We start from the raw sequence: 8,000 nt of genomic DNA, 5'->3' as shown, positions 1-8,000 counted from the left end.
CCCACTCCCCCACTCCCCCACTCCCCCACTCCCCCACTCCCCCACTCCCCTACTCAATCAAATGTAGAAAAGTTTTTGAGAAATTGTATAACATATTATTCCAGGGACATAACCCTAGCCTACCCTTGAATATTTTAAATGTTTAGATAGAGTCTGCGAAACTACCATAAGCAAACTCAGCTTGTTGATTCTTCTGGAGTTGAAAGTTCATCAAAAGTGATAAGAGATGAATTTTAGGGGTTGCACATTAAAGAATGATAATAGATTTTAAACTGTACATATATTAAGGAAAGAATTATCGAAAAATATCAAATATTCGGATTTATCATTCCTGACTTTGCAACGCCGAATTTTCAATTTATATTTATAAATACTATTTATTGACGTGATGTAAGCGTTTAATCATGTTGGTAATTTTGAGGTTTATTTTGACGGTGGAAAAGCGTCAAATTACTTTTGATAAATGGTAATAAGACATCCCTATAAAAATTTTATAAAAATGCTGATGTAATTGCTAGATATGTCTAGTAGAAATCTCGGAAAATCAAAAATAAAATCAATTCTCATTCAAAAATTATCTATTATTTCTTCCTGTTCCGTGTTCCCTCTTTTCTGGAGATGTCTAGTACCCATTACCAAAATAATAGAGTTAACAAGATTTTGGTCTGGAAAACTACTGAGATAACACAAGTAAAATGGTGCGTTACGACGAATTCCTAAAATACCTTTCATGGCTTAAATTTTAGCGGTCTAACGCACCTTACAGTAATTAACTATTAGCTCAAAACTATTTCGTTGCCAATTTCACATTAGTAGCTAAACCAAGAGCTTGCAAGAATTGAATCATCATCCAAGTTGTATCAATTTCCCACCATTGCAAACCATGACGTGCTGAATATTGAAAAGCATGATGGTTATTGTGCCAACCTTCACCATAAGTTAATACAGCTACCCACCAACAGTTAGTAGAACCATCACCAGAATCATAAGTACGATAACCAAATTTATGGGTGGCACTATTAACTAGCCAAGTACAGTGAAAAACAACAACTATCCTAAAAAAGACACCCCAAACTACAAAAGGCCAACCTCCTAGAAAGTAGAGCAAAACACCAAAAGCAATTTGAATGGGAATAAAATAAGCTTGCAAAAAGTTGTAAACAGGATCGTCTGCTATATCTTTTATATAACGTGGCACTTCAGACTTGATTGGTAAGTCATGGAGCATCCAACCCATGTGACTCCACCAAAAACCACGATTAGAATCATGTGGATCTTTCTCATTGTCTGAATATTGATGATGAATGCGGTGTAAACCTACCCAATCAGAAACTCCTCCTTCACAGGCGAGTGTACCACAAAAAATCAAAAAGTATTCTAGCCATTTAGGAGTTTTAAAACTACGGTGTGCCACCAGACGATGAAAGCCTAATGTAATACCTAGACCACCTGTGAACCAATGTAAAAATATTGCTAGACCAACTGCAGTCCAACTAAAGTTACTAGGAAGTAAGACAAAAAGGGCTCCAATATGGAGGAATGCCATAAAGGCTACTATCGGCCAATTCAGCGAAAGTTTTTCTGATGTTGAAATCGTCATAAAAAATCTCTAAGTTAAGAACTAAATAGTCTCTTTCAAGCTATCTTATTCAAAGCAGGTTTATCTATGGGTATAGGATCTGGAAAATATTTTGCTAATCACTACTTAATCTATTAATCGGAAGCAGAAAGGAAAAAATATTCTTATACCAAAATCCTAGGTATTGTTAAATGTTTAAGTTTGAATTCCTGACCGATAATACAGGATTATTTTTCTTAAACCAAGGTACTATAAATATACTAAATAAATATAGTAAAATCTATCAATTTTGGTAATTGACTATAAAGATTTGATTAATAAAAATAAAGTCAATTACTATGTTTATATTAAGCTAAACACTGCTTTTTTGATTAAGTTTGTCTACCTCAAAATTGTCATAGCTTTTTAATGAAATTTGTTTCAAAAAAAAGTATAGTCTGAATATCTAAATTTATTCTTTGTTGACAAAGTAAATTTAGATTTTATTGTGAATTTGAGTATTAACAAAAATTTACACTTTGTTTAGCATATCACAAATAAAACAAATTAATTAATTAAATAAATAAAAAATAAATATGAATAGCATTGAATATCTACAAGCAGCAGAACAAGAGCTATTGCCAATATTTTCTGAGATTGATGGCTTGGTCAAAAAAAATCTCAGACGGGTTATAGATGCTTTTCGTCATCATCGAGTAGGTGTCCATCATTTTTCTGGGGTAACTGGTTATGGACATGACGATTTGGGACGGGAGACTTTGGACAAGGTTTTTGCTGAGGTGATGGGAGCTGAAGCAGCGGCAGTAAGGGTCCAATTTGTTTCGGGAACTCATGCGATCGCTTGTGCTTTGTTTGGGACTCTGAGGCCAGGGGATGAAATGTTGTCTGTTGTTGGTTCTCCTTACGATACTTTGGAGGAGGTAATTGGTCTGAGGGAGGAAGGTCAAGGTTCTTTGAAGGAATTTGGCGTTAGTTACCGGGAGTTACCTCTGACGGAAACTGGGACGATAAATTGGCAGGGGTTGGAGTCTGGGATTACTGAAAGGACTCGTCTGGTTTTGATTCAACGTTCTTGTGGTTATTCTTGGCGACCTAGTTTGTCTATTGCAGATATTGAGCAAATTGTCAAGATTGTTAAGCGACAAAATCCTGAAACGGTTTGTTTTGTGGATAATTGTTATGGGGAGTTTATTGAGGACCGGGAACCGATGGCGGTGGGAGCGGATTTAATGGCGGGGTCTTTGATTAAAAATCCTGGTGGCACTATTGTTATGGCGGGGGGGTATGTGGCGGGTAGGTCAGATTTGGTGGAGGCTGCGAGTTGTCGGTTGACTGCTCCTGGTATTGGTAGTTCTGGGGGGGCGACTTTTGAGCAGAATAGGTTGTTGTTTCAGGGTTTGTTTTTGGCGCCACAAATGGTGGGGGAGGCGATTAAGGGTAATCATTTGATGGCTTATGTTTTTGATAGGTTGGGTTATCCGGTTAATCCTTTGCCTCTGGAAAAACGACGGGATGTTATTCAGGCGGTTAAGTTGGGTTCCCCGGAGAGGTTAATTGCTTTTTGTCGAGCTATTCAGCAATTTTCGCCTGTGGGGTCTTATTTAGATCCGGTACCGGCGCCGATGCCTGGATATGAGAGTCAGTTGGTTATGGCGGGGGGTACTTTTATTGATGGGTCTACTTCTGAGTTTTCGGCTGACGGACCTTTGCGGGAACCTTATGTGGTGTTTTGTCAGGGGGGGACTCATTGGACTCATGTGGCGATCGCTCTGGAGGCTGTTATTGAGGCGGTGGGGTTTTTTGAAGTTGGAAGTTAGAAGTCAAAAGTCATGAAGTATTGGGTAGAAAAAAGTCGGTGGCTGTCATTGCTACAAAATTCAAAATTCAAAATTCAAAATTCAAAAGTCAGAAGTATTGGGTAGAAAAAAATCTGTGGCTGTCATTGCCAGGCGGTGGTATTAGACTCAACTTTAATGGGAAAGAGTTGAGCTAGCCGTAGGCGAAGCCTTCTCGCAGAGTAGCAATCTCTATTTTAGATGATGGTGAGATTTTTCCTTCTATTGCGTATTGCGCAATAGTGGTTTCATTTGCTAAAGCTCCCAGAGCTGGATGGTGAAATTTTTTTCTCCTTTATTTATTGCGTATTGCGCAATAGTCATTTCATTTGCTGAAGCTCCCGGAGATGGATGGTGGAATTTTTCCTTCTATTGCGCAATACGCAATAGTGGTTTCATTTACTGAAGCTCCCGGAGATGGATGGTGGAATTTTTCCTTTTATTGCTCAATACGCAATAGTGGTTTCATTTACTGAAGCTCCCGGAGATGGATGGTGGAATTTTTCCTTTTATTGCTCAATACGCAATAGTAGTTTCATTTGCTGAAGCTCCCGAAGGTGGATTGTGGAAATTTTTTCCTTTAATTACTATGAACAATAGTCGTTTCATTTGCTGAAGCTCCCGGAGGCGGATTGTGGAAATTTTTTCCTTTAATTACTATGAACAATAGTCGTTTCATTTGCTGAAGCTTCCGAAGTCGGAGGATGAAAATTTTCTGCTTTTATTGCGTAGAGAGCAATAGTCGTTTCATTGACTGAAGCTCCTGGAGGCGGGTGGTGAAATTTTCTCTTTATATTGCGTATGGAGCAATAGTCATTTCATTGACTGAAGCTCTCGGAGAGGTCGGATGAAATTTTTCCTTCTATTGCGTATAGAGAAATAGTCGTTTCATTGACTGAAGCTCTCGGAGAGGTCGGATGAAATTTTTCCTTCTATTGCCGATAGAGCAATATTAAATCGTTTCTATAATAGGTTTAGTTAACTTATAGGAGTTTATTCAAATGGATGATGATAATTTAGAAATTCCACCTATTTCTATGCAACGAAATAACTCTTCAATCAGTCTTGATGTAAATAGGGATGCTTTTACAGAGTTCGTAGTTTCTCTTCTAGGCAAACCGGAGTCAGTTTAGGGGTATGTAGAAGGTGCATTCGAGATAGATTTTGGAGGATTTGAACAGCTTAATTACATAATAGATGACAGAATAATAAAGCAAAACCAATCTGTTTTGGTAGAATTTAGAGCTAAATTATTTTTTAATGATAATTCTTCATTTTCATTTAGTGGTATTAAGAGTTTTCAGGAATATGAAAATAAAGAACGAAGAAATTTGATTTGTACAGGCTTTATATTTACTTGGGTTTATCTTGTTGAATTCCATGATAAAAAAGTTCCTGAGAGGCAGGAAATATCAGTATCCTCAGTAGAATCAGTAGAGGAAGATACTCTCTATTTTGTAGATCAAGTACCTAAAATTAGTTATTACGTTAGATGTACTAATCAAGGTTGGGGAATTGAGATTGGGGAGCTTGTCCGTAACTGCATTATAGGTTTTGTCAAAACAAACGTCCCTTTGGCTGGCTTCAGGCGAAAGGCTATGAATAACCACTCCTTGGTTGGATTTTTTTCTTTCATTCTTGTCTTTTTATTGTCTTTTGTATTCTTCTGGATATATTCACAGGAAAGATTAACAAGTTGTAGGAGCTTTTCAGATCAAATAGCTCAATTTATAGGAGATAATATACTACTTGCTGAAAAAGTAGACTTTCTCATTAAATTTTTTAATACTTGCCAAGTAACGAATTTAAAAGAGAATATTATAATTATATTTTTGTTTTTTACTTTATTTTCTTTTTTTACTTCTATTCTGTTCTCTATCTTAATGTCTGAATTGATTTTTAGATTAATTAAATTACCTACTTATCGTTTTCTTATTTTTACCGAAGCATCAAAGAGGGAGCGAGATAAATATTTTCGCAGGGTTAGCAATAGGAAAAATTTTTGGTGGATAGTTGTAGTTGCAGGTTTAATTATTGGAGTTTCTGCAAGTATTTTGGCAAGCTACCTTTTGGAATGGTTGGGTAATACTTTTAGCTAACCCGACTAATAAAATATTAGTTCTGAGGATAGTCAAATATTCGAAAAATAACCAATTACAAAGTATAATAATTTCACTATTTACTTAACACCAATTCCGCTACTAAAGGTAAATGATCTGAACCTGTAGTTGACAAAACTTCAGCAGATTTAGAAACCCAATGATTTGAATACCAAATATAGTCAATTCTAAACAGAGGATAATCCAATTTCCAGGTGGAATTTGGAATCAAAAAATCCAGACGCCAACCCGCAGGCCAAGTTAAACCAAAACCTATTCCTGATACTTTCCAAGAATCTGTTAATACTTGTGTTAAATAATAGTAATCCTGAGATTGTTCGCTCATATTAAAATCACCCGCTACAATAATAGGCAAACTTTCTTTTTTTAGTCGTTCTATTAAGTCTTGAATTTCTGCTGTTCGCTCAGAAAATTCATAAACTGGAATTGTCAAAAATGGTAAAATTTTCCGCAGTCTAATCCAAGGTGAAATTGTTTGAATATTGTAGACAACTATTAGTTGTTGGTTAATTTTAATAATAGCTCTTTGTTGAACTTCTGAATGACCTGCTAAGTGTAGATTTTCTTTAAATTCTATGGGATATTTGCTGAGAATTGCTGCTCTATAACCTTTAAGATCGTCTGAGGTTTGATCAGGATATTCAGCTTTTAATTTAGGAAAAGATTTTCTAATGTGATTTCTGGTAATTTCTTGTAAAAATACTATGTTTGGTTTTTCTTGTTTGATTCTTTCTACTAGAGTTTCCGGTTCAGTCTTATGCCAGCTATTATTTAAGGAGAAAATTTTGAGAGGTTGAGCATTTACTGCAGAAATTGTTTGAGGAGAAAAGGAAATTGTTTGAGGAGAAAAATATTGTGTATGTAGCCAACCCATAAGTAGCAGACAAGCGATAGATGAAATTATACAAAACCAACGTTTTTTGATAACTAAAAATGCCGGGAGTGGCAGGATTAATATTGGTAAAAGAATTAAGGGAATAAAATTTCCAACTAAAGCTATTAACCAGAATTTATCCCAGAATATTAGTCGGAGTATCAAGTAAATTAAAATTAATCCTGAATAACTATAGACAAATACTTTGGTAATTCTTTGCAAAAGTAAGAATAGATTCATTGTCTTTGATGAGATATTCAATTGTTTTATCTGTATGAAGGAAATAGAAAAATTTTAACTTTAACCGTCCTTCTTAACTATGAGTATAAACCTATCTATAGATGGATGATTTAATGACTAGAAAATGAGGTCTCAAATCTCCCTTTTAAATTTATCCCTTATCCTAATACTCCTGAAAAACTTGTAGAGATATTGGGATAGCAATAGAGTATTCATCACGGAAAAGCCTTTAATTAAATAGGTTTATTCTACCAAAATATCCAGTTAATGGCAAATACATAACTTCTTTCCATAGGTTTTAAAGAGGATAAAAACAATAAATTTTAGTATTTTACACCTCCTAATTTAGTAGGATGTACTGTTAACAGTTAACTGATATAACTGAAATAACGTTCTTCTCTATACATACGCAGACCATAATTTCCAGCAGGAGTTGCTTGTAATTCTTGAATTACTGTTGCCATTTCCGAAGGAAGTTCTGACAATGGTTGAGGTTTCATAAAATGTTCTGACGGCATTAACACAGGAGCAGATAGAGCGGCAAAAGTTAAATCTGCTGCGGAAAAATTATCTCCTACTAAATATGAATGACCGTCAGATAATCGTTGACTAACTAAGTCAAAAACTTCCTGAATTTCTGCCAGAGATTTTGCTGCATTTTCGGCTGTTAGCTGAAATTTTTTCTGTAATAAATTGGAAAGGAAAGGAAAAAGAATTATAAATCCAATGTGTTCATACCAAGGAGTATTTGTACACCAACCTCTACGCATAGCTTGACGATCTTTTACCTTATAAAAATATCCCCAATTTCTCACAGCAACACCTAATTTTTCATCAAATAAATCTTCTAGTTCTTCAACTTCTTTCCGTAATTCTGGAATATCTGGATATAATTTTTTATCTTGTGGTGCTATGCCATTCAGGTAATGCAAAATATCAGTTGAATCAACAAAATTACCATGATTTTCTGTAGCTAAAACTGGAACACTACTACCATCATATTTGAGAGTAGCAATTCTATGAAAAACAGGAACATGAGGTTCTTCGGTGTAATTAATTTTTAGCCTGTCTAATGCCCAACGAGCTTTTTCAGAGAAATGGCTGATAGGAATAGTAATTAGACGATAATTTTGGCAATTCATAAATTTTTTCCTTGTTGATTATTTCTATAGCAATTAGGGAACGAGGATAAGGATACTGGGAATAGGGAATAGAGAAGAAGACAAAAATGATTAATATGGTAACTGCTCTATTCTATCCTTTCAAGGAAAACATTAATTCTCACGTCTGATTCTTCATTGCTATATAATTGCTAACAAAAAACAGTTGAAATTAAGGAAATATATTTGGTT

The 8,000-nt window shown here is 35.2% G+C and carries 7 protein-coding genes; 3 read left to right on the top strand and 4 right to left on the bottom strand.

The genetic code is table 11. The annotated features are described in order from the left end of the window. Positions 1 to 567: 567 nt before the first annotated feature. Both ACP6PK_RS21030 and ACP6PK_RS21025 read right to left on the bottom strand, forming a co-directional pair. Positions 568 to 732 (bottom strand): hypothetical protein, encoded by a 165-nt coding sequence (locus tag ACP6PK_RS21030; protein ID WP_426562338.1) that lies wholly within the window; start codon positions 730 to 732, stop codon positions 568 to 570. Positions 733 to 787: 55 nt separating this feature from the next. Then, complete coding sequence (locus tag ACP6PK_RS21025; RefSeq protein WP_426562337.1) at positions 788 to 1,600, bottom strand: acyl-CoA desaturase; 813 nt, start codon at positions 1,598 to 1,600, stop codon at positions 788 to 790. Between the two features lie 554 nt (positions 1,601 to 2,154). Between ACP6PK_RS21025 and ACP6PK_RS21020 the strand changes: the two genes are divergently transcribed. The 3 genes from ACP6PK_RS21020 (at position 2,155) to ACP6PK_RS21010 (ending at position 5,513) form a co-directional block, all read left to right on the top strand. Further along, positions 2,155 to 3,396, top strand: a complete 1,242-nt coding sequence (locus ACP6PK_RS21020) for a methionine gamma-lyase family protein (protein WP_426562335.1) — start codon at positions 2,155 to 2,157, stop codon at positions 3,394 to 3,396. Between the two features lie 1,019 nt (positions 3,397 to 4,415). Next, entirely contained in the window at positions 4,416 to 4,547 is a 132-nt protein-coding gene (locus tag ACP6PK_RS21015; RefSeq protein WP_426562333.1) for a hypothetical protein, read from the top strand. Between the two features lie 96 nt (positions 4,548 to 4,643). Then, entirely contained in the window at positions 4,644 to 5,513 is an 870-nt protein-coding gene (locus tag ACP6PK_RS21010) for a hypothetical protein (protein ID WP_426562331.1), read from the top strand. Positions 5,514 to 5,589: 76 nt separating this feature from the next. Here the strand turns inward: ACP6PK_RS21010 and ACP6PK_RS21005 are convergent, their stop codons facing one another. Both ACP6PK_RS21005 and ACP6PK_RS21000 read right to left on the bottom strand, forming a co-directional pair. Next, complete coding sequence (locus tag ACP6PK_RS21005) at positions 5,590 to 6,648, bottom strand: endonuclease/exonuclease/phosphatase family protein (RefSeq protein ID WP_426562329.1); 1,059 nt, start codon at positions 6,646 to 6,648, stop codon at positions 5,590 to 5,592. Between the two features lie 368 nt (positions 6,649 to 7,016). Next, the gene (locus ACP6PK_RS21000) at positions 7,017 to 7,790 is read right to left on the bottom strand and encodes a glutathione S-transferase family protein (RefSeq protein ID WP_426562327.1); all 774 of its coding nucleotides are present in this window, start codon (positions 7,788 to 7,790) and stop codon (positions 7,017 to 7,019) included. Between the last annotated feature and the right edge of the window lie 210 nt (positions 7,791 to 8,000).

The organism is Dapis hubbardiae BLCC-M172 (genome assembly GCF_050016015.1).
GTDB lineage: Bacteria > Cyanobacteriota > Cyanobacteriia > Cyanobacteriales > Microcoleaceae > Trichodesmium.
The sequence above is the reverse complement of the archived record's forward strand: the minus strand, read 5'-3'. Positions and strand labels throughout refer to the sequence as shown.

Coding starts and splice junctions, on each gene's coding strand:
- ACP6PK_RS21030 (WP_426562338.1), bottom strand. CDS start 732: ATGAAAGGTATTTTAGGAATTCGTCGTAACGCACCATTTTACTTGTGT.
- ACP6PK_RS21025 (WP_426562337.1), bottom strand. CDS start 1,600: ATGACGATTTCAACATCAGAAAAACTTTCGCTGAATTGGCCGATAGTA.
- ACP6PK_RS21020 (WP_426562335.1), top strand. CDS start 2,155: ATGAATAGCATTGAATATCTACAAGCAGCAGAACAAGAGCTATTGCCA.
- ACP6PK_RS21015 (WP_426562333.1), top strand. CDS start 4,416: ATGGATGATGATAATTTAGAAATTCCACCTATTTCTATGCAACGAAAT.
- ACP6PK_RS21005 (WP_426562329.1), bottom strand. CDS start 6,648: ATGAATCTATTCTTACTTTTGCAAAGAATTACCAAAGTATTTGTCTAT.
- ACP6PK_RS21000 (WP_426562327.1), bottom strand. CDS start 7,790: ATGAATTGCCAAAATTATCGTCTAATTACTATTCCTATCAGCCATTTC.